19 protein-coding genes and 1 pseudogene are annotated in these 21,330 nt (G+C 61.2%); 12 read left to right on the top strand and 8 right to left on the bottom strand.

The annotated features are described in order from the left end of the window. The first annotated feature begins 28 nt into the window (after positions 1 to 28). Genes paoA through paoC form a run of 3 tightly spaced genes read left to right on the top strand, consistent with a single transcriptional unit; the run spans position 29 to position 3,800 of the window. Positions 29 to 652 (top strand): aldehyde dehydrogenase iron-sulfur subunit PaoA, encoded by a 624-nt coding sequence (paoA, locus tag D8U71_RS13745; RefSeq protein ID WP_016775137.1) that lies wholly within the window; start codon positions 29 to 31, stop codon positions 650 to 652. Beyond that, positions 649 to 1,605: a xanthine dehydrogenase family protein subunit M gene (locus tag D8U71_RS13740; protein WP_125926933.1), complete on the top strand. Its 957-nt coding sequence runs from the start codon at positions 649 to 651 to the stop codon at positions 1,603 to 1,605. The genes paoA and D8U71_RS13740 overlap by 4 nt, the downstream gene beginning before the upstream one ends. Next, a complete protein-coding gene (paoC, locus tag D8U71_RS13735) occupies positions 1,602 to 3,800 on the top strand; it encodes an aldehyde oxidoreductase molybdenum-binding subunit PaoC (RefSeq protein ID WP_125926932.1) in 2,199 nt (732 codons plus the stop codon). Before D8U71_RS13740 ends, paoC begins: the two co-directional genes overlap by 4 nt. 337 nt (positions 3,801 to 4,137) lie before the next feature. Here the strand turns inward: paoC and D8U71_RS13730 are convergent, their stop codons facing one another. Continuing rightward, positions 4,138 to 4,614 (bottom strand): cupin domain-containing protein, encoded by a 477-nt coding sequence (locus tag D8U71_RS13730; protein WP_125926931.1) that lies wholly within the window; start codon positions 4,612 to 4,614, stop codon positions 4,138 to 4,140. Positions 4,615 to 4,710: 96 nt separating this feature from the next. On the opposite strand from D8U71_RS13730, the gene D8U71_RS13725 reads away from it, so the two are divergent. After that, entirely contained in the window at positions 4,711 to 5,604 is an 894-nt protein-coding gene (locus tag D8U71_RS13725) for a LysR family transcriptional regulator (protein WP_125926930.1), read from the top strand. 6 nt (positions 5,605 to 5,610) lie between these two features. On the opposite strand, the gene D8U71_RS13720 is transcribed toward D8U71_RS13725, so the two are convergent. Beyond that, positions 5,611 to 6,570 (bottom strand): aldo/keto reductase, encoded by a 960-nt coding sequence (locus D8U71_RS13720; protein ID WP_177434906.1) that lies wholly within the window; start codon positions 6,568 to 6,570, stop codon positions 5,611 to 5,613. Between the two features lie 111 nt (positions 6,571 to 6,681). Here D8U71_RS13720 and D8U71_RS13715 point away from each other — a divergent pair, with 111 nt between their 5' ends. After that, positions 6,682 to 7,452 carry an alpha/beta fold hydrolase gene (locus D8U71_RS13715; protein WP_125926929.1) on the top strand — a complete coding sequence of 257 codons (771 nt, stop codon included), beginning with the start codon at positions 6,682 to 6,684 and terminating at the stop codon, positions 7,450 to 7,452. A 250-nt stretch (positions 7,453 to 7,702) separates the two neighbouring features. Next, positions 7,703 to 8,569: a CAP domain-containing protein gene (locus D8U71_RS13710; RefSeq protein ID WP_125926928.1), complete on the top strand. Its 867-nt coding sequence runs from the start codon at positions 7,703 to 7,705 to the stop codon at positions 8,567 to 8,569. 1 nt (position 8,570) lies between these two features. Here D8U71_RS13710 and D8U71_RS13705 read toward each other — a convergent pair whose 3' ends face one another. Continuing rightward, positions 8,571 to 9,329: an OBAP family protein gene (locus D8U71_RS13705; protein WP_016775145.1), complete on the bottom strand. Its 759-nt coding sequence runs from the start codon at positions 9,327 to 9,329 to the stop codon at positions 8,571 to 8,573. 486 nt (positions 9,330 to 9,815) lie between these two features. Between D8U71_RS13705 and D8U71_RS13695 the strand changes: the two genes are divergently transcribed. Beyond that, positions 9,816 to 10,244: a nuclear transport factor 2 family protein gene (locus D8U71_RS13695; RefSeq protein WP_024013302.1), complete on the top strand. Its 429-nt coding sequence runs from the start codon at positions 9,816 to 9,818 to the stop codon at positions 10,242 to 10,244. Positions 10,245 to 10,313: 69 nt separating this feature from the next. Here D8U71_RS13695 and mqo read toward each other — a convergent pair whose 3' ends face one another. Then, complete coding sequence (gene mqo, locus D8U71_RS13690; RefSeq protein WP_024013303.1) at positions 10,314 to 11,960, bottom strand: malate dehydrogenase (quinone); 1,647 nt, start codon at positions 11,958 to 11,960, stop codon at positions 10,314 to 10,316. A gap of 529 nt (positions 11,961 to 12,489) precedes the next feature. On the opposite strand from mqo, the gene D8U71_RS13685 reads away from it, so the two are divergent. Next, the gene (locus D8U71_RS13685) at positions 12,490 to 12,921 is read left to right on the top strand and encodes a nuclear transport factor 2 family protein (RefSeq protein ID WP_024013304.1); all 432 of its coding nucleotides are present in this window, start codon (positions 12,490 to 12,492) and stop codon (positions 12,919 to 12,921) included. A gap of 159 nt (positions 12,922 to 13,080) precedes the next feature. Here the strand turns inward: D8U71_RS13685 and D8U71_RS13680 are convergent, their stop codons facing one another. Continuing rightward, positions 13,081 to 14,694, bottom strand: a complete 1,614-nt coding sequence (locus D8U71_RS13680) for a methyl-accepting chemotaxis protein (RefSeq protein ID WP_130887969.1) — start codon at positions 14,692 to 14,694, stop codon at positions 13,081 to 13,083. Between the two features lie 243 nt (positions 14,695 to 14,937). On the opposite strand from D8U71_RS13680, the gene sodC reads away from it, so the two are divergent. Next, complete coding sequence (gene sodC, locus D8U71_RS13675; RefSeq protein ID WP_110600990.1) at positions 14,938 to 15,459, top strand: superoxide dismutase family protein; 522 nt, start codon at positions 14,938 to 14,940, stop codon at positions 15,457 to 15,459. Between the two features lie 4 nt (positions 15,460 to 15,463). On the opposite strand, the gene D8U71_RS13670 is transcribed toward sodC, so the two are convergent. Further along, positions 15,464 to 16,117, bottom strand: coding sequence for a DUF2238 domain-containing protein (locus D8U71_RS13670; protein ID WP_130887968.1), 654 nt, complete (start codon positions 16,115 to 16,117; stop codon positions 15,464 to 15,466). A 161-nt stretch (positions 16,118 to 16,278) separates the two neighbouring features. Here D8U71_RS13670 and D8U71_RS13665 point away from each other — a divergent pair, with 161 nt between their 5' ends. After that, positions 16,279 to 16,593 carry a DUF2388 domain-containing protein gene (locus D8U71_RS13665; protein WP_016775151.1) on the top strand — a complete coding sequence of 105 codons (315 nt, stop codon included), beginning with the start codon at positions 16,279 to 16,281 and terminating at the stop codon, positions 16,591 to 16,593. A gap of 80 nt (positions 16,594 to 16,673) precedes the next feature. Further along, positions 16,674 to 17,075, top strand: a complete 402-nt coding sequence (locus tag D8U71_RS13660) for a hypothetical protein (RefSeq protein WP_174823844.1) — start codon at positions 16,674 to 16,676, stop codon at positions 17,073 to 17,075. Here the strand turns inward: D8U71_RS13660 and ligD are convergent, their stop codons facing one another. Further along, on the bottom strand, positions 17,076 to 19,700 hold the full coding sequence (gene ligD, locus D8U71_RS13655) for a DNA ligase D (protein WP_130887967.1): 2,625 nt from the start codon (positions 19,698 to 19,700) through the stop codon (positions 17,076 to 17,078). It lies immediately after the preceding gene. A 409-nt stretch (positions 19,701 to 20,109) separates the two neighbouring features. On the opposite strand from ligD, the gene pcsA reads away from it, so the two are divergent. Further along, positions 20,110 to 20,832 carry a phosphatidylcholine synthase gene (gene pcsA, locus D8U71_RS13650; protein ID WP_016775154.1) on the top strand — a complete coding sequence of 241 codons (723 nt, stop codon included), beginning with the start codon at positions 20,110 to 20,112 and terminating at the stop codon, positions 20,830 to 20,832. Between the two features lie 133 nt (positions 20,833 to 20,965). Here the strand turns inward: pcsA and D8U71_RS13640 are convergent. After that, a pseudogene (locus D8U71_RS13640) lies at positions 20,966 to 21,330 on the bottom strand (SAM-dependent methyltransferase); the annotation flags it as partial.

The raw sequence follows: 21,330 nt of genomic DNA, 5'->3' as shown, positions 1-21,330 counted from the left end.
CGCCCGATGAGAGAAAAGGAATCGAACCATGCCGATTTCCCGACGCAACTTCATGATCCTCGGCGCCGTAACCGCGACGGCGTTCGCCATGCCCCCCTTTATCAGCCTCAAGGCCTACGCGGCCAGTCTGGAGCAACCGGCCATGAGTAAAGTGACCCTGCAAGTCAACGGTAAACCGCAAACCCTCGAAGTAGACACCCGCACTACCCTGCTCGACGCCCTGCGCGAACACCTGCACCTGACCGGCACCAAGAAAGGCTGCGACCACGGCCAGTGCGGCGCCTGCACGGTGATCGCCGATGGTCGGCGGATCAACTCCTGCCTGACCCTGGCAGTGATGCACGACGGCAGTGAGGTGACCACCATCGAAGGCCTCGGCATGCCGGACAAGCTGCACCCGATGCAGGCCGCGTTCATCAAGCACGACGGTTACCAGTGCGGCTATTGCACCCCTGGGCAGATCTGCTCGGCGGTCGCTGTGCTCAAAGAAATCCGCGACGGCATTCCCAGCCACGTCAGCCCGAGCCTGACCGAGCCGCCGAAACTGATTGCCGCCGAACTGCAGGAGCGCATGAGCGGCAATATCTGCCGCTGTGGCGCTTACTCGAACATCATCGAAGCCATCACTGAAGTCGCGGAGGTGCCGGCATGAGAGCCTTCAATTACAGCCGCGCCGACTCGCCTGCCGCAGCCGCTTCCCAGGCTGCGCAAGTCGAGGGCGCCAAGTTCATCGCCGGCGGCACCAACCTGCTCGACCTAATGAAACTCGACATCGAAACCCCGGTACACCTGATCGACATCAACCACCTCGGCCTGGACCAGATCGAAGCAACACCCGAAGGCGGACTGCGCATCGGCGCGCTGGTGCGCAACACTGATCTGGCCGCCGACGCGCGCGTGCGCAAGGACTACGCCCTGCTCTCCCGCGCCTTGCTCGCCGGGGCCTCCGGGCAGTTGCGCAACATGGCGACCACCGCCGGCAACCTGCTGCAACGCACCCGCTGCCCGTACTTTTACGACACCCATCAAGCCTGCAACAAACGCAACCCCGGCAGTGGCTGCGCGGCGATCGGTGGCGTGACCCGGCAACTCGGAATAATCGGCGTCAGCGACGCTTGCATCGCCACCCACCCGAGCGACATGGCCATCGCCATGCGCGCGCTGGATGCGCAGATCGAAACGGTCAAGCCTGACGGCAGCACGCGCAGCATTCCCATGGCCGATTTCCATCAGTTGCCGGGCAGCACGCCGCATATCGAAACCAGCCTTACGCCCGGCGAATTCATTACCGCCGTGACCCTGCCGGCACCGGTCGGCGGCACGCACATTTATCACAAGGTGCGGGATCGCTCGTCCTACGCGTTTGCCCTTGTTTCAGTCGGTCTGATCCTGCAAAAGGACGGCACGGGCCGTGTCGCCGTCGGCGGCGTTGCGCCGAAACCGTGGCGGGTCGAAGCCGCTGAAGCGCTGTTGCCCAAGGGCGCCAAAGCGGTCAGCGAACGCCTGCTCGAAGGCGCTACACCCACCGATGACAACCAATTCAAACTGACACTGGTCGAGCGCACGCTGGCTTCGGTGTTGGCGCAAGCGAGGGAAACCGCATGAAATTCGACACGCCCGCCACCACCAATCCCATCGACCGCCTGAAGGTCGTCGGCCAGCCCACCGAGCGCATCGAAGGCCCGTTGAAAACCAGCGGCCAGGCCACTTATGCCTACGAACAACATGAAGCGGCGGCCAATCAGGCCTACGGATTCATGGTCGATTCGGCGATCGCCAAAGGGCGGATCAAAGCCATTCATCTCGACGAAGCCAAAGCCGCGCCCGGCGTACTCGCAATCGTCACTGCCGAGAATGCCGGCAAGCTCGACAAAGGCGATTACAACGCCGCGCATCTGCTCGCCGGTCCCGAAGTGCAGCACTACCAGCAAGCCGTTGCATTGGTGGTTGCCGAAACCTTCGAACAGGCCCGCGCCGCCGCGCAACTGGTCAGGGTCGATTACGAGACCAGCGAAGGCAAGTTCGATCTGGCCAGCGTCAAAGACCTCGGCGTCGAGCCGAAAGACGAGCTGCCGGACGTCAATCACGGCGACTTCGACAAGGCCTTCACCGCCGCGCCGGTGCAGTTCGATCAGACCTACACCACACCAGACCAGTCCCACGCGATGATGGAACCGCACGCCACACTCGCCGCGTGGAAAAACGATCATCTGACCGTGTGGACTTCGAACCAGATGGTCGCCTGGAGTGTCGGTGACATCGCGAAAACCCTCGGCCTGCCGAAGGAAAAAGTCCGATTGGTCTCGCCGTACATCGGCGGTGGTTTCGGCGGCAAGCTGTTCATCCGCGCCGACGTGATCCTCGCCGCTCTCGGCGCGCGCATGGCGGGGCGGCCGGTGAAAGTCGCCCTCGCCCGCCCGCAAATGGCCAACAACACCACCCATCGCCCGGCAACGATTCAGCGCATCCGCATGGGCGCCACGGCGGACGGCAAACTGACCGCCATCGCCCATGAAGGCTGGTCAGGCAACCTCGCTGACGGCAAGGTCGAACTGGCCGCGCAACCGAGCCAGTTGCTCTACGCCGCAGAAAACCGCCGCGTCAGCATGCGCCTCGCACCGCTCGACCTGCCTGAAGGCAACGCCATGCGCGCGCCGGGTGAAGCGCCGGGGCTGATGGTGCTGGAAATCGCCATGGACGAAATGGCCGAACAACTGAAGATGGACCCGGTGCTGTTCCGCATCGCTAACGACACACAAGTCGACCCGGTGAAAACCGAGCGGCCGTTCTCCCAACGCCAACTGGTCAAATGCCTGCAGATCGGCGCGGAGAAATTCGGCTGGGATCAGCGCAAGGCGCAACCGGGCAGCCGTCGTGAAGGCCGGTGGCTGATCGGCATGGGCGTGGCGGCGGCGTTTCGCAACAACCTACTGGTCAAGTCCGGCGCCCGCGTACGCCTGGAGCGCGACGGCAAGGTGGTTGTCGAAACGGACATGACCGACATCGGTACCGGCAGCTACACGATCATCGCGCAGACAGCTGCGGAGATGATGGGCGTTGGCCTCAATGATGTGGTGGTGCGTCTGGGCGATTCGGACTTCCCGGTGTCGGCCGGTTCCGGTGGCCAGTTCGGCGGCAACTGCTCGACCGCCGGGGTCTACGCTGCGTGCGTGAAACTGCGCGAAGCGGTGGCGAAGAAGCTGGAGCTGGCGGCGGATCAGGCGGAGTTTGCCGATGGCCAGGTGCGGGTCGGCAGCAAGAGCCTGCCGCTGCGCAACGCGGCTGAAGGCGGCGCGCTGGTCGGCGAGGACAGCATCGAGTTCGGTGATCTGGCCGAGAAATATCAACAATCGACCTTCGGCGCGCACTTCGTCGAAGTCGCCGTCGATGCCGCCACTGGCGAAGTTCGCGTACGGCGCATGTTGGCGGTTTGCGCTGCGGGGCGAATTCTCAACCCGACGTCGGCGCGCAGTCAGGTCATCGGCGCGATGACCATGGGCGTCGGCGCGGCGTTGATGGAAGAGCTGGCGGTGGACAAGCGCCTGGGCTTTTTCGTCAACCATGACCTGGCTGGATACGAAGTGCCGGTGCACGCCGACATTCCGCATCAGGAAGTGATCTTCCTCGAAGAAACCGATCCGATTTCGTCGCCGATGAAGGCCAAGGGCGTGGGTGAATTGGGGATTTGCGGCGTGAGTGCAGCGGTGGCCAATGCGATCTACAACGCCACCGGCGCGAGGGTGCGGGAGTATCCGATTACGCTGGACAAGATTCTTGATTCGTTGCCGGAGATGATCTGAAGCGAAAAGCCCCTCATCGGAACGCCGCCCGCCTAGCCCTCTCCCAAAGGGAGAGGGGACCGATCCGGGTATATTCAGGATGTGCAGCGACGTGAAAGTCTTCTGTGTATCCATAATCGCAACGGCAAGTTCAGGTCGATGCACATCGCAAGACACCTCGGTCGGCTCCCACTCCCCCGGGAGACGCCTGGGGTGAGTGGCATGCTGTTAGCGCACCTGCATGGGGTGCTAGGGGTCGAGTGGATTCACCACCACGCTTGCAGAATGCCGAACGTCTCGAGCATCCCCCAATCGGCTCCCTCTCCCTCGGGAGAGGGCTGGGGTGAGGGGCGCGGTTTCACTCGAACTTTGGATATTGCTCATCACTGACCTGCTCCATCCAGTCCACCACCTTGCCATCCAGCACTTCGGCGATCGCGATATGACTCATCGCCGTCGTCGGTGCTGCCCCGTGCCAATGTTTGGCGCCCGGGGCAATCCACACGGTATCGCCCGAGCGGATTTCACGCACCGGCTGGCCCCACTCCTGCACGAAGCCTGCCCCCGAGGTGACGATCAATGTCTGCCCCAGCGGATGGGTATGCCATGCAGTGCGCGCGCCCGGCTCGAACGTCACGGTCGCGCCGCTGATCCGCGCCTCATCGGTGCCTTTGAACGGCGCATCCACCCGCACCGTGCCGGTAAACCAGTCAGCAGGGCCTTTGGCCGACGGTTGCGAGCCATTCGGTGTGACCGTGACACGGGGATTTTCGGTGGCCTGCACCTCACCAGCCAGCAGCGAGAGCGTCAGTGCGGAAGCGGCAATCGGGTTCATGGCATTTCCTCCAATAAATGATGCAACCACTGTAGCGATCCGCACTCTTTGGATAATCGACTAGAATCCGAAAAAACTTATGCAGGACAATCATCAATGCTTCGGGAAAACGCCACCGACCTGCTCGCCTTTCTCGCCGTCGCCCGTGAACGCAGTTTCACCAAGGCCGCAGCCAAACTCGGCGTGTCGCAATCGGCGCTCAGCCACACCATTCGCAGTCTCGAGGCGCGACTCGGCCTGCGCCTGCTGACCCGCACCACGCGCAGCGTGTCGCCGACCGAGGCCGGCGAACATTTGCTGCAAACCATCGGCCCGCGCTTCGAGGAAATCGAGGTGGAACTGGCCGCCCTGAGCAACCTGCGTGAAACCCCGGCGGGCAAGATCCGCATCAGCGCCACCGACCATTCGCTGAACTGGATCCTGCGTCCGGTGTTGCAGGATTTCCTGCCGCAGTACCCGGATGTGTCCGTCGAGGTTTGCTGTGACTATGGTTTCGTCGACATCGCCGGCCAGGGCTTCGATGCCGGTGTGCGCCTGGGCGAAGACGTCGCCCAAGGCATGATCGCCACCCGTATCGGTCCAGACATGCGCATGGCCGTAGTCGGCTCCCCCGCCTATTTCGCCCGGCGCGATCCGCCGCAAACCCCGCGCGACCTGACCGACCACGCCTGTAACAACCTGCGCCTGCCAACCAATGGCGGGCTGTATTCGTGGGAGTTCGAAAAGGACGGTGAAAGCCTGAAGGTGCGCGTTGCCGGGCAGATCACCCTGAATGGCGTGTACCCATTGCTCGACGCCGCGCTGGACGGTTTCGGGCTGAGCTACATCCCGGAAAACGTCGTCGCGCCCTTTCTGGCGGACGGTCGCCTGGTCCAGGTGCTGGGAGACTGGTGCCCGACATTTTCCGGTTATCACCTGTACTACCCGAGCCGGCGCCAGGCAGCGCCAGCGTTTGCGTTGTTGCTGGAGGCGTTGCGCTATCGCGGTTGACCCGGCTCAGCCCAGCAACGCAATCAACTGATGCCGCTGCGCATCGGTCAGCATCGGCCCAAAACCGGCTCCGGCGTTGTCAACCATGTAGCGCGGATTGCTGGTGCCGGGAATCACGCAGGTCACCGCCGGATGCGCCAGGAGAAATTTCAGTGCCAGTTGCGGCCAGCTGTTGACCTGCACATCCGAGACCCACGCCGGCAGCGACTTGCCTTTGAGCCGGGCGAGCAAACCACCGCCGCCAAACGGCCGATTGCAAATCACCGCCACCCCACGCTCGCGGCACAGCGGCAGGATGCGTTTCTCGACCGCACGATCATCGAGGGCGTAGTTGATCTGCAGAAAATCCAGCTTCTCGGCTTTCAGCACCGCTTCGACATCGTCATAGGCCGACGAGGTGTAATGGGTGATGCCGATGTAGCGAATCCGCCCCTGCTCCTGCCATTCGCGCAGGGTCGGCAAGTGGGTTTGCCAGTCGAGCAGGTTGTGAATCTGCATCAGGTCGATGCGCTCGGTTTGCAGCAGTCTGAACGACTGCTCCATCTGCGCGATGCCCTCCTCGCGCCCGCGCGTCCACACCTTGGTGGCGAGGAACGCCGGCGAGCGCGGTTCGTGAATCGACAGCAGTTCACCGGTGGTCTGCTCGGCGCGGCCGTACATGGGTGAGCTGTCGATCAGCGTGCCGCCCTTCCTGAACAGCGCTTCGAGGACGGCGGGCAACTGCCGGTAAACCGGATCGCCCGGCGCGACGTCGAAACCGCGATAGGTGCCCAACCCGACCATGGGCAGTGCCTCGGAGCTGGAAGGGATGGCGCGGGTCTGCATGGTCTGGTCTCCTGCCGTGGGCGGCGCAGTGGCGGTCGGCGCTACGCTGCCGGCCAATGCCCGATCAATGGTGAGCAGCGCCGCAGCTTGGGCAGCCAGCGTGAGCAAGCGGCGACGTGAGTAACCCTCAGTGTGGCGCATGCGAGTCCTCCTGCTGCGCGGATCTGTTGCACGGTGTGTGCGCCGGCTGTCAGGCGCAGTCGCTGAACTACACTGCCACAGCCAACCTTTCTCCCCGTTAAAAGTAGCCGAATGTCCCGAACCCTGATGTCACTCGTCGTTTTCATCATTGCCGTGTACCTGGTGCTGTGCGCCGCGCTGTTCGTGTTTCAGCGCTCGCTGATCTGGTTTCCCCAGCCTGCCGCCGTGGTTGCAGCGGACTCGCGAATGAAACTGTCGATGCCGGATGCCGAGGTCTGGGTGACAACTCGAGAGCGCAGCGGATCGCGCGCGCTGATCTATTTCGGCGGCAATGCCGAGGACGTCTCGCGCAATCTGCCGGAATTCACTGAGGCGTTTCCTGGCTACGCGCTGTATTTCCTGCATTACCGAGGCTTTGCTGGCAGCACCGGCTCGCCATCCGAAGCCGCGATTGCCGAAGATGCGCTGGCACTGTTCGATCAGGTCTATGCCAGCCACCCGCAGATTGCAGTCATTGGACGCAGCCTCGGTTCGGGGGTAGCGGTGCGCCTGGTCAGTCAGCGGCCGGTGCAGAATCTGATTCTGGTGACGCCGTTCAACAGCCTCGAGGAAATCGCCGCACGGCAATACCCATGGGTGCCGGTGAAATGGTTGCTCAAGGATCGTTTTGAATCGGGCAAGTACGCGGCGCATATCCGCACGCCGACATTGCTGTTGGCGGCCAGCGATGACGACGTGATTGGGCGCAGCAGCACGCAGCGCTTGTTCGAGAGTTTTCCTGCGGGCGTGGCGACGCTGAAGGTGGTGCCGGACTCGGGGCATAACTCCATTTCCGAGCGGGGGGAGTATTTGCGGTGGATGGGGGATGTGTTGAATCGCTAGTGGTTGTTTGCCAGTGATAGAGGGGTCGACCGGGGCGGCGTCTTCGCGAGCAGGCTCGCTCCCACAGTTGTTCCGAGTACGCCGTAAGCGCGATGTGGGAGCGAGCCTGCTCGCGAAGGCAGCGGTTCAAACAACAGCAATTCAATTGCATTGCCGCCACTGAACCAAGTCCAAAAAACCCAGTCCTATCCGCGCCGCCACACACGGCTCCCTCACTCTAGCGCTGTCCCCTTTCAGAGCTGTCCGTCCCATGCGCCACGCCGTTCGTTCGTCTCGCTTCGTTTCTCTGTGCCTGCTGATCCTGTTTCCTTTGTTCACTGAATCCGCCCACGCCAGTGCGGAGCGCGAGCTGGTGGCCGCCATCAATGATTACCGCGCCCATCCGCAGCGCTGCGACCGTCGCCCTGCGCAGCGTCTGGCGCCTTTGGCTTTGAAATCGAATCTGGCCTTGCCGATCGGCTATCGCTACGGCGGCGGCATGCGCGAGGCGTTGAAGTCTTCCGGCTATTCAGCAATCACGGTGCGCAGCATCCGCATTATCGGAGCCGAAGACGCCGACGAGGCCTTCGATCAGTTGCAGAGCGATTATTGCGGCGCCTTGCTGGATGCGAACTACGCCGACATCGGCATCAGCCATTCGCGCAATCAATGGCAGGTGGTGCTGGCGCAACCGGTGCTCGACAGCCGCGTCGGTGACAACCGCAGCGTCGGCAAGGCGCTGCTCGCCGAGGTCAACGCTGCCCGCGCCCGGCCGCGTATGTGCGGCCGCCAGCGCTTTGCCGCCGCGCGGCCATTGAGCTGGAATGCCGCCCTCGGCGCAGCGGCTCAGGGCCACAGCAAAGCCATGGCTTACGGCAATTATTTCGCCCACCGCGATCCCGACGGTGACATGCCGGCCGACCGCGCCCGTGCTGCCGGTTATCGCGGCCGCCAGGTCGGGGAAAATATCGCTGCCGGGCAAAGCTCACCAGGCAAAGCCATGGCCGGCTGGCTGGCCAGCCCGGGCCACTGCGCCAACCTGATGAACCCGATGTTCACTCAGGTCGGCGCCGGCTTCGCCAGCGAAGCGCGCAGCGACGACGGCGTTTACTGGACGATGCTGTTCGGCGCGCCGTAAATCACGGCTGACTCCGGGCATTCTCATCGCTTGGCGTGGCCGGGCGCGGCATGACGTGTTGATGGCCGGTCGGGTCGTTGAGCTGGATGACATTACCCTTCTGCCACGCATCAGCCCCCGTTGCGACAGGCGCCGGTTTGATCTCGGCGCGGGCCTTTTTCTTTTCGGCGCTATCAATGCCAAGACGCCGATCGCGCTGGCGGATCATTTGCGCATCGGCCTGACCGTCAGCGGTAAAGCCCATCATCAGCTGCGGCACGCCCAGCGGCAGTTGCTTGTCCTGATCGGTGTGCCAGGTGTGCCAGGTCTTGCCGTAGGTATTGGCGAGTTTTTCCATCAAGCGCGTTTCTGCCACTTGCGGGATGCCCGGCGCGACCAACTGGCCAGAACTGACTTCGTGAGCGTGGCTGTGCCACAAGGCTTTCTCTTTTGCCGGCAATTGCGTGAACAGGCGCTGGCTGATGATGTATTCGACGCCCATCAGCTTGGCTTCAGCGGTGTTGCCGTCGTAGATCACACACTGGAACACTTCTTCGTTGAGCGCCGAGCAGTAGTGGTGCGCTTCCATCTGCGCGCCGGGATGACCGTTGTAAAAATGGAAACCATCGAGGTACATGTTCAACGCGCGGATCGGCGGTTTGTCCTGCAACCACTGTGCGCCGACTTCGAGCATTTCCGTGTCGGACGCCTTGGCCTGGCCGGGTGTCTGCACCGGCGAATCGGTGTTGCTCATGGCGCAACCGGTCAATGCGGCGACCATCAAACCGATAGGAACCCAACGTCCCTGTGAGGTTGTCGTACGCATGTTTCACTCCTCGAACTTTCAGTGACGGGCGCGTGCTGGCCCTGTTCTGCAACTGAAAGCAGGAGATCGGCAGAGTTCGAAAAAGCTGCGTGCGGATCAGACTGGAGAGATCGTCGCCAGCACGCCGATCAGAATGGTCAAGGTCAGAAAGCCGCCGAGAAAAATCGCCATCTTGTACATGTTGCGCTCCTTGAGGCTGGGTGTGCGGTGCACCGGACGCTGCGGGATGAGGTCGGAGGGTGATTGGCCACACTGCCGGGGCATTCTGAGCCTGTGGCTGTACTGAATACAGAGGCAGATGAAACAGAAAAATACGGATCAGATGCGCATCTGATCCGCTTCGGGCATGAAGCGGTATTCAGGCTGAGACTTGAGGATCCACTTTCGGCGCGGTTGATCTACAGTCATGCCGACCGACAACAATAAAAAACCGGAGTGACCATGCCCGACCTCGCCTTGCAGCCCAACGTCGCCGCGTCCCTCGAGCGCTGGCACGGGATGATCCGCAGCGGCAATCTCAAAGCCCTGCCCGAACTGCTCGATCCGCAAGCTGTGTTCCGCTCGCCCATGGCCCACACGCCCTACCCCGGCGCGCCGGTGGTGGCGATGATCCTCAACACCGTGTTCGAAGTCTTTGAAGATTTCGCCTATCACCGCGAGTTGGCGACGGCGGATGGCCTGAATGTGATTCTCGAATTCAGCGCCAGGGTCGGCAGCAAGGAACTCAAGGGCATCGACATGATTCGCTTCGATGAACACGGCAAGATTGTCGAGTTCGAAGTGATGGTGCGGCCGCTGAGCGGCTTGCAGGCACTGGGCGAAGAAATGGGTCGGCGCCTCGGTGCCTATCTCGCGTCCGCAAAAGCCTGAATCCACCCTGCATAAAAAAACCCACTGACCGTCGCCGGTTCAGTGGGTTTTTGTGTGTCAGGGTTCTGCTTACAGAGCCATGTCACGTGCAGCGTTTTCCTTCGGCGCTACGGCTTTGTCAGCCGCAGGTGCCGCCGGAGCAGCTACCTGACCGATCGCTGGAGGCGTCGGCAGTTCGAGGATTTTCGCGGTGTAAGCCCACTCTGCAGCCACTTTGGCCGGATCGCTGTTCAGCTGGGTGCCGTAGCTCGGCACGATCTGGTGCAGCTTGGTCTGCCACTCAGGGGATGCGACTTTGTCTTTGAAGACTTTCTGCAGCACGCTCAGCATGATCGGTGCAGCGGTCGACGCGCCCGGCGATGCGCCCAGCAGGCCGGCGATCGAGCCGTCTTGCGAAGCAACGATCTCGGTGCCCAGCTTCAGCACGCCACCAGCGGCTTCATCACGCTTGATGATCTGCACGCGCTGGCCGGCTTGCCACAGACGCCAGTCTTCGGCTTTGGCGTTCGGGAAGTACTCCTTCAGCGCGTTCAGACGGTCTTCATCCGACAGCATCAACTGACCGGCAAGGTACTCGACCAGCGGGTATTCCTTGATGCCGACCTTGGTCATTGGCCAGATGTTGTGGGTGGTGGTGCTGGTCAGCAGGTCGAAGTACGAACCTTCCTTGAGGAACTTGGTGCTGAAGGTCGCGAACGGGCCAAACAGAATGACGCGCTTGCCATCCAGAACACGGGTGTCCAAGTGCGGAACCGACATCGGTGGCGCGCCAACCGAAGCCTTGCCGTAGGCCTTGGCCAGGTGTTGCTCGGCAATCGTCGGGTTCTCGGTCACCAGGAACGAACCGCCAACCGGGAAGCCTGCGTATTCCTTGGCTTCCGGAATGCCCGACTTCTGCAGCAGGTGCAGGGCACCGCCGCCAGCGCCGATGAACACGAACTTGGCGTCGGTTTCGGTCTTGCTGCCGTCCTTGAGGTTTTTGTAGCTCACACGCCAGGTGCCGTCGGCGTTCTTGGTGATGTCTTCGACTTCGCTCGACAGCTTCAGATCGAAGTTGGGTTTGGTTTGCAGGTGAGCGGCGAACTGGCGGGTGATTTCGCCGAAGTTCATGTCCGTACCCAGCGGGCTCCAGGTGGCCGCGATTTTCTGGTTCGGGTCACGCCCTTCCATCATCAGCGGTACCCACTTCTTGATCACCGCCGGGTCTTCGGAGTACTGCATGCCGGCGAACAGCGGGCTCGCCTGCAGGGCTTCGTAGCGCTTTTTCAGGAACTTGATGTTGTCATCGCCCCACACGAAGCTCATGTGCGGTGTGGTGTTGATGAACGAGCGAGGGTTCTTCAGCACGCCCTGCTGAACCTGCCAGGCCCAGAATTGACGGGAAACCTGGAACGCTTCGTTGATCTCGACAGCTTTCGGGATCGTTACGTTGCCCTTGTCGTCTTCCGGGGTGTAGTTCAGCTCGGCAAGAGCCGAGTGACCGGTACCGGCGTTGTTCCAGCCGTTGGAGCTTTCCAGGGCGACGCCATCGAGGCGCTCGACCATTTCCATCGACCAGGTCGGTTCCAGCTCATTGATCCACACACCCAGGGTGGTGCTCATGATGCCGCCGCCGATCAGCAGGACGTCAACTTTCTTGGCTTCGGCAGCATTGGCAGACGACATCCCCATCGCCAAAGCCAGACCGAGCAAGGCTGTGTTCACTTTCTTAAACATCTGTTGCACCTATGATAAAACGCCTTCCGCCCGTCGTTGTTATCAGTCTGCGTTGCGCTGTGTTGACGCTCAGGCTGGCGTCGCGCAATCCGGCACACTTCAATATTGACGGGTGGGCACACAAGGCCGACATGTGGCATCGACCTCAGTTAATGTCCCTTCTGAACTGACTTCTTATCGTTATTGGCTTCAGCTGCTTGAGCGACAGGGATCCCGTCGGCCCGCCCGAAAGGCCAGCCAACCGAATTAAGTCAAAGCAAATTTGGCGCGGAGAATATCACGTCAGGGCGAACCCGCGCGTCTGTTCCCGACTTGAACGTCTTTTTCCGCTCAGGGGCTTATCGGCCATCGGGCACCAAACATGATGGCGATCAGGCATCGGCCTGCAAACTTTTTTGCGCGATGTGCTTCGCAACTTGATAAATCAGTGCCAACCGCTCGTTGTTCATGCAGAAAATTACCTGCTAAGTTGTACGATGACTGACGAAATAAACCAGTCATCCAAACCCAATAACAACAAGGAACCAACATGACCAAATCCTGCCTCCTCATTGGCTTGTTCTGCGCGTTCAGCGCCTGTGCCATGGCCGCCCCTGCCCCAGCGGAAAAGGACGTTGCCCAAGCAGTTGATCACCTGACTCAGGCGATGCTGCATAAAGACATCGCCGAGTTGAACGCTCTGACCGCGCCGAACCTGACCTACGGCCACTCCAGCGGCAAGATTCAGGACAAGCAGGAATTCATCGCCGACATCGAAACCGGCCGCAGCGCATTCAAGACCCTGGAGATGCAAAAGCAGACCATCACGATGTCCGGCGATACCGCATTAGTGCGCCACCACTTCTCCGCACAGGCGTTGAAAGGGACCGAGGTGATTCCGACCGAGATCGAGAATTTCCAGATCTGGCAGAAACAGGGTGGGAAATGGTTGTTGGTTGGGCGGCAGGCGTTCAGGTTTTGATTGAGGGCACATTGGCCTGATTCAGTGTTGCCCGAGCTGGCCTATTCGCGAGCAGGCTCGCTCCCACAAAGGACTCGACACTGGCGAACCTTGTGGGAGCGAGCCCGCTCGCGAAAGCGCTGGCTCAGGCAATGGAAAACCAGCTGGTCTACCTCAACATCACAACCGAAACCGATCCACCGACCGCGCCAACTGCCCCGCCAGATTCGACAACTCATCCGTAGTCGTCGCCGTCTGCCCGATCACCCGGCTATTGCCCTCGCTCATTCCCGCAATCATTTCCACCTGATGGGCGATCTCGTTACTGGCCTGGCTCTGTTCGCCAATCGTGCGGGTGATGTCGTTGACCAGTTGCGTGGTGTTCAGCGTGGCGTCGAGGATCTCGCGAATCGCCCGCTCGACTTCCGCCGTCACCGCCATGCCCTTGTCGACCTGCGCCACGCCCGCCTCCATGCTGCTGACCGCCTCGCGCGTGCTGTTCTGGATGCGCGCGACCATGGCGGCGATTTCCTGGGTCGAAGCGCTGGTGCGTGCGGCCAGACTGCGCACTTCATCGGCGACCACGGCAAAACCACGGCCCTGTTCACCCGCCCGCGCTGCCTCGATCGCCGCGTTGAGCGCCAGCAGGTTGGTCTGGTCGGCGATGCTCTTGATCACCTGAATGATGTTGAAGATTGCCTCGGATTCCTGATCCAGCGTGCGGATCACCTGCGCCGACTGCTGTGCCGAGCGGGCGATGTCGTCCATGTCGCTGACCACTTGATGAATCACCCCGCCACCCTCCTTGGCCAGGTTTTCGGCCTGATTGGCCATGCTCAGGGCACGTTCGGCGTGGCGGGTGATTTCTTCGATACTGGCGGTCATCTGGCTGGCGGCGGCCGCCATGGTGCCGGCGGCAACGCTTTGCTGCTGGCTGCTGTCGGCGACCTGATGGCAGCCCTGGCTGAGCTGCTCGCTCATGCCACTGACGCCGTGAGCGTTGCGCCGGACCACGTCAATCATGTTGCGCAAATCGCGCTGCATGGTCGCCAATGTGCGTATCAAAACGCTGGCTTCGTCCTTGCCGGCGGGCTCGACAATTGGTTCGCTGAGATTGCCATGGGCAATGCTTTCAGCGATGCGGCTGGCGGATTTGAGCGGCCCCATGATACTCAGGATCACCCAGCGCCCCTGAATCAGCAGCAGCAACAGACTGACGACCAGCACCACTGCCAGCGCAAGATTGGCGTGGCGGATGGCCGCTTCGGTGCCTTCGCTGGTGTGCAGGGTGTTGTTTTCGATCAGTTCGCTGAGCGCGCCCATCTGCTCTTCGAGCTGAGTAAACGCGCTATTGAACGTGCCGAGCTGCTGTTGGGCGGCATCCGGCTTGTCCAGCGCCACGCCGACGATCTGCTCGGCGGATTTGATGTAGGTATCGAGGCTCGGCTTGATCTGCTCCAGCGCCGTGCGCAACTGCGGGTTGATCGGCAGCTTCAGGTTGTCATCCAGCACTTCACGAAAATGCCCGGCGTGCTCGGTGAGCGAATCGCGCACCTCGGTGGCGGTGGCGGTGCTTTTGCCCAGGCCGACCAGCATCGCCGAATAGACATCGGCGCGCAGGGCGTCGTGCATCATGTCCGCTTCCATGTGATTGCGCAGCGCGCTCATGCTCACCGTGTTATCGCCGACCGCCGTGGCCATTCGCAGGTTGCCGACGTAGCTGACCAGACTCACGATCAGCGCCGTCAGCAGGCTGGTCGCAATCAGCAACACCAAACGCAGTTTGATCGACACCGTTGAATCTCCCGTGGGCACGCTGGATTGCGCTTGTCGGATTTCAGTTAAGCCTATGTGCAGGGAACTGCCGACACAGAGCGTATCGGCTGATGTCAGCGGCGACTTGAATCCGGCAAAACTTTTCAAGCGTGAACCCGGTCACACCTTGCAGCGCCGCTGGATACTGCCTTCATCGCCGGTTAACCCCGGCAGGCTATCAATCCAGCGCTTCGAACATTCATGCAGCTGAAGGAAACGCTTATGAAACGCGCACTGTGGTTTGGTCTGCTCGGCACGTTGGCAATCGGCACCGCACAGGCAGCAACGGAGAAAGTCGCAATCAATCTGGTCAGCGCCGACGGCGCGCCGCAGGCGATCGGCTCGGTCACTGTCAGCGAGACGCCGTACGGCCTGTTGTTCACCCCGGACTTGAAATCGTTGCCAGCGGGTATTCACGGTTTCCATGTCCATGAAAACGGCAGCTGCGAAGCGGGCACCAAGGATGGCGTCAAAGGCGCAGCACTGGCCGCTGGCGGACACTTCGATCCGGCGAAAACCGGCAAGCACCTTGGCCCTTACGCCAACGGGCATCTGGGCGATCTGCCGGCGGTATATGTGATGGCTGATGGTGTCGCCAACTACCCGGTGCTGGCGCCGCGCCTGAAGAAGATCGCCGAGATCAAGGGCCACGCCCTGATGATTCACGCCGGCGGCGATAACCATTCCGACATGCCCAAGCCTCTGGGCGGTGGCGGTGATCGCATGGCCTGTGGGGTGATCTGATCCCTCACCGCGGCGCTCGGCGCCAGCGCGTCAATACCAGCAAGGACAGCCCGGCGCCGAACAGCGCCAGGGCCATGTCCTTCTGCGAATCCCAAGGATCATTCTGCGCACCGACGAAGGCCTGGCCAGTGTCGTCGCCCAGGTAAGCGCCGCCGACCCATTCGATCAATTCGTACAACGCCGACGTCGCCAGCACTACATTCAGGGTCAACAGCGCCAGCCACGCGCCGCGCAACGGCGTCAGGCGCAGCAGCACTTCGCGAATCGGCCAGACCAGCAGCAATCCATAGCTAAGGTGCACCAGCCGATCATAGTGATTGCGTTCAAGACCCAGCACTTTGTTGACGCTCACCCCGGCCAACAGCGTGCCCCACTGATCGTAAGGCACCCGCGAATAGGTGTAATGCGCGCCGACTTCATGAATGCACAGGAAGGCGAAGAGCATCCCCAGCGACAGCGTCGACAGGCGAAAACGCCGATGCGCCAGCAGCAGGGTCAACACCAGCGCCAACGCCAGGATATTTTCCAATAGCCAGTCGACGCGGCTGCGCGGGAACAGGCCGAGCGCGATGGTCAGGCAGATAAATCCAGCGAGCAAAAGCGCTTCGATTCGCGTATCTGCCGGTTGGGCAACGTTGTCGCTGACTCTGACGAGCATGGGTCGATTCTCGGCAATACAGGCAAGCGGTAGACCCTTGCCGGTTTTGCCCGGTTCCTCGCCGCTACGTTTTTGCGGCCTACGGAACTCCCGCGCGCCGTTCACCTCTGAGGTTATGTAGTCCCTTCCCTTTTTGCTTAGCGCTTGTGGAGGAACACGTCATGCGCAAGTTAGTCCTGATTTCTTCTCTTATGCTTTGCCTGCCGGTCGGTTCGGCGCTGGCCCGCGTTGACGCGGGTGATGTCGCCACTTCGGCAGGTGTGTCCGCGTCGCTGTACTCGACCTTCAAGGACGACAAAATGGTGATTCCGGCCCGTGACGACGTGTCTGCGTTCGTTGCAAGCGGCGGGGCCATTCGTGGGGTTTATCTTGAGTCGGTACTGCAACAGGTGCGTCAGGCCAACCCTGGCTTGAACGCCAGTGATGAAGACCTGGCCAACGCCATTCTGGTGCAATACGAAGGCGTGCAGCAGTAGGCACGAGGGACGCAGCGGCCGATGGACGGCCGCTGAGTGCGCATAGGCAAACATGTCCGACGGCCTCTATGATGGAGGCCATGACGACGACCGTGCCCTTGCGCTCACCCTGCCCTCCCGGCGCCTGCATCTGCGGGCGCGATCCGTTGCTGGAAACGCCCGGCGCGGATGTGCGCATCCTGCGCTTGACTCGCGCTGAGGAAAAAATTCTTCTGGCGCGCCTGGAACAACTCAAAGACCTCGCCGACCTCAAACGCCTGCAACAGCGTATGTACGAGCAACTCGGCATCCGTGTCGACGTCGCCCCCGGTTTCAACGAAGTGCGCACCATGCGCGGTATCGCCATTCAGATCGACGAGCTGCCAGGCCTGTGTCGCAAGACTCGCGCGGCAATTCCGGCGGCGATTCGCAAGGGCTTGGAAAACCACCCGCAAATCGCCTTCGAACTGCTCAACGCCCACGACTTGCTGCGCGACACCTGATCACTTTTTCATGCCGACGCGTTTGCGCATCTCGGCGGTGATGGTCTGGCGGGTTTTCTTCATGTCCGCCCAAGGCTCATCACCGACTTCGGTCAGACGCTCGTGAACGTTGTAGATGTTCCAGTGATTACCGCCCTTGATTTCAGCGACTTCCTCTCGGTACAGCGGCACCGACACCGGCATGCCTTCCCGCGCCCGTGCGGCGTAGGCGCAAATGGTGGTGGCGCCGAGGCCGTTGCGCAGGTAATCGATGAAGATCCGCCCGACGCGGTTTTTCGGCCCGGACACCGCTGAAATACGATCCGGCAGCAACTTGGCCATATGGCTGACGATGGCGTGGCTGAAGTCCTTCACTTCGTCCCAGCCATGCTTGCGCGTCAACGGCACCACCAAGTGAATGCCTTTGCCGCCACTGGTTTTCAGGAAGGCTTTGAGGCCCAGCTCATCGAGCACGGTGAGGGTCAGCGCGGTGGCTTCAACCATGCTTTTCCATGGCAGCGCCGGATCCGGGTCGAGATCGAGGACGAAACGATCGGGCTTGTCCAGATCCACCTTTGTAGCGTTCCAGGTGTGCAGCTCGACGGTACTCATCTGCACCGCGCCGACCAGCGCTTCGGGATTGTTGATCATCATCACTGGCTGGCCGGTGATGTCCTTGTCTAGTGCAGTAATCCCCGGGATAGCCAGGCGTTCGGCGTTCTTTTGGAAGAACAATTCGCCGGCAATGCCGTCCGGTGCACGCACCAACGCCACGGGGCGATCCTTGAGTTGCGGCAGGATGTATTCGGCGACACTGGCGTAATACTGCGCCAGTTGCATTTTGGTCGTGCCGCTGACGGCGTCGATCACCCGATCCGGGTGGGTAATGCGTACCTTGCCGCCGGCCAGTCCTGATTGCGACGGTGCGGTCTCGGCTTTTTTGCTGGCGGCGGTTTTCTTTGCCGGCTGCTTGTCGGCGGTTTTGGTCTTTTCGGTTTTTTCGTTCTTTTCGTACTTGGCAGCTTTCACAGGCTTCGCTCGCTCCTCGGTAATGTCCTTGGCCGGTTTGTCATCGCGCAAACCATGGAATACGGCGTGGCGCACCGAGCCGTCCTTGGTCATCTCGGCGAATGCCACTTCGGCCAGCAGTTTGGGTTTGAGCCAGTGCACACCTTTGGCCTCGAAACCGCTGGGCGGATTGACCACTGCGGCGCTTTTGGTCTGCAACGGCTTGAGTTGGGCGAGGATGCTTTTCAATGTGGTTTCGTTGAAACCGGTGCCGACCTTGCCGGCATAGCGCAACTCGCCGCTGTCAGCGTCGTGCAGGCCGAGCAGCAAGGCACCGAAGGCACTGCGCGCGCCTTTCGGATCGGTGTAGCCGACGATGACGAATTCCTGGCGATGTTTGCACTTGAGCTTGATCCAGTCGCCGCTGCGCCGCGACACATAAGGCGAGCCGAGCCGCTTGCCGATCAGGCCCTCCATCTGCATTTGGCAGGCGCTGTTGAGCAGCGCGTCCGGGGTTTCTTCGAAGGCTTCGGAGAAGCGCAGCGTTGACGATTCTTTCTGTGCGCCGAGGATGGTGCTCAGCGCGGCGCGGCGTTCTTCCACCGGCACGTCCCGCAGGTCGACGCCATTCAGATACGGCACGTCGAACAGGTAATAAACAATGTTGCCGCTGCGCCCGGCATCAAAAGCATTCTGCAACGCCTGAAAGTCCGGCACGCCTTGCTCATTGGCCACGACCATTTCACCGTCCAGCCATGCCGATTCCAGACCCAACGCCGCCAGTGCCTTGGCCTGCTGCGGGAGTTTGTGCGTCCAGTCGTGGCCATTGCGGGTGAACAGCTGCACCTCATCGTGATCGATCCGCGCCATGATCCGGTAGCCGTCGAACTTGATCTCGTAGCTCCACTGCCCTTCGGGTGCGCTGTCGACCAGCGTCGCCAGTTCCGGCTTGATCAGTGCCGGCAACTTGGCCTTGCGCGCGCCGGTGAGCTGCCCGGACGCCTGCTTGCGCGGCTTGGCCGGGGCCTTTTTTACCGGTTTGGCTTTATCGGCAGCAGCCGCCGATTTGCCGACAATCGTGCGCTCACTGAGCACGCTGTCGGGCTCGGCGACCAGCACGTCGAAATCATCCTGCGGTCGCGCGGCGTTGTCCTGATGCTTGATCAGGAACCATTGTTCTTTCTTGCCCGGCATGTGCGTACGCACCAGATTCCAAACGCCGCCGAGCTTCTCGCCCTGAAGCTCGAACTTCAGTCGGCCCTTGGCATAGGCCTTGTGCGGATCGTCCAGCGGAATCCACACGCCGCGATCCCAGACGATCACATCACCGGCGCCGTAATGCCCCTCGGGAATGCTGCCTTCGAACGTCGCATAATCGAGCGGATGATCCTCGACATGAATCGCCAGACGCTTGACCGACGGGTCCAGCGACGGCCCCTTCGGCACCGCCCAGCTCTTCAGGGCGCCGTCGAGTTCGAGGCGAAAGTCGTAATGCAGGTGCGAAGCGTCGTGCTTCTGGATGCAGAACTGCAAAGCATGATCCTTGGCCGACTTACGGCCCGAGCGCTTGACTGCGGCCGGCTCCGACGTCGCGGAAAAATCACGCATGCGGTTGTAATCGTCGAGGTTCCTGTTCATGAGCACACCGATGGCAGACGGGTTCTGTTATGCAGAAGAGCGACACGGCGGCGGAAAAATTCAATCGAGGTCAAAAAGCCCCGGACGGATGGAGCGGCCGGGGCTTGTAACGACACATCCAGTAATTGGCTGGGGCTGGCTAAACAGAGTGCAGACGCTAAGGCTTTTCCGGCCTGATTGCGTCTGGCAACGATAGACCGACGCAGCCATAGCGCCAGCACCGTTGGGCTGACGCCGGGTAACCGATGAAATCGCACTCGAGAAATTTTCCGCGAGCCAGCTAAGATTCATGGGTGGTGAACCTTATCCCGGCCAAACCGGTCGATAGCTGCAACCCGACCCGGTTTGCCGACGCCCTTTCTGACGATGGGCGATACCCGGCTTGCTTCACTTTCTGGAGAACGCCCCCGTGATATCCACCGTACACATCGCCAGGCTCAAAGCATGGGGCGCCCATGGTTTTACCGCGACTGGCGTGGTCACCGCCTTCCTCGCCACCCTCGCCCTGCTGGAAAACCAGCCGATTCATTGCCTGATGTGGCTGGGCGTGGCGCTGATTGTCGACGGCCTCGATGGCGCACTGGCGCGCAAGGTCAATGTGCAATCGGTGCTGCCGAGTTTCGACGGTTCGATCCTTGATCTGGTCATCGATTACCTGACTTATGTATTCATCCCGGCACTGTTTATCTACCGCTACATTCCCCTGCCCGATTACACCCTGTTGCTGACGGTGTCGGTGATTCTGGTGTCGTCGCTGTTCTGTTTCTGCAACGTCAACATGAAGAGCAAGGACAACTATTTTGTCGGCTTCCCCGCGGCCTGGAACGTGGTTGCGCTGTGCCTGTACATCATTGGCCCGGGGCCGTGGATTACCTTTCTCACCGTGATCGGGCTGGCATTGCTGACGGTGACGCGGATGAAATTCCTGCACCCGTTCCGCGTGCGGCGTTTCATGCCAATCAATATCGCGGTGACGGCGATCTGGCTGTTGTGCAGCCTGTCACTGGTGCTCAATCACCCGGTGATCAACCCGCTGGTGATGGGCTTGTGGTTGCTGATGTCGGCTTATTTCCTGGGGATCTGCATCTGGCGCACGGCGCTGGAGTGGTTTGATCGCAGCCATTTGAAATAAGCACATCCCCTGTGGGAGCGAGCCTGCTCGCGAATGCGGTGGTTCCATCAACATAAAGGTTGGCTGGCACACCGCTTTCGCGAGCAGGCTCGCTCCCACAGAGATCTTCATCGATCAGGAGATCCGAGGTGGGCTAGCGCTTGGTAATCACCACCTCCAGATACTCACTCGGCACCACCAGCGACGCCTCCCCGGCGCGATTCGACCGGTTGAGCAACTCCGTCAGATCATCCTCCAGCGCCTGTCCGGCCTCCGCCGACAACACCGCAAAAGCCTTGTGCACCGGCCCGTACCAGTGGCGAAAGATGTCAATGAAATGCGCCGCCGAGCGGTAGCGGAAATTGAAGTGGCTGCGGGTCACGCGTACGACAAAATCGCGGTCATCGAAATGCTTGTGCAGCCACGCATCCGAGCCCCAGTTCGATGGCGGCTGAGCAACCGCGGGCGGTGGTAGATGCTGGCCGAGAATCTTGAACATCTGCCCGACGAAGCCCTCCG

The sequence above is a fragment of the Pseudomonas sp. Sample_21 genome (assembly GCF_004307525.1).
Taxonomy (GTDB): Bacteria; Pseudomonadota; Gammaproteobacteria; order Pseudomonadales; family Pseudomonadaceae; genus Aquipseudomonas; species Aquipseudomonas atacamensis.
This window is presented reverse-complemented; position numbering and strand designations above follow the sequence as displayed.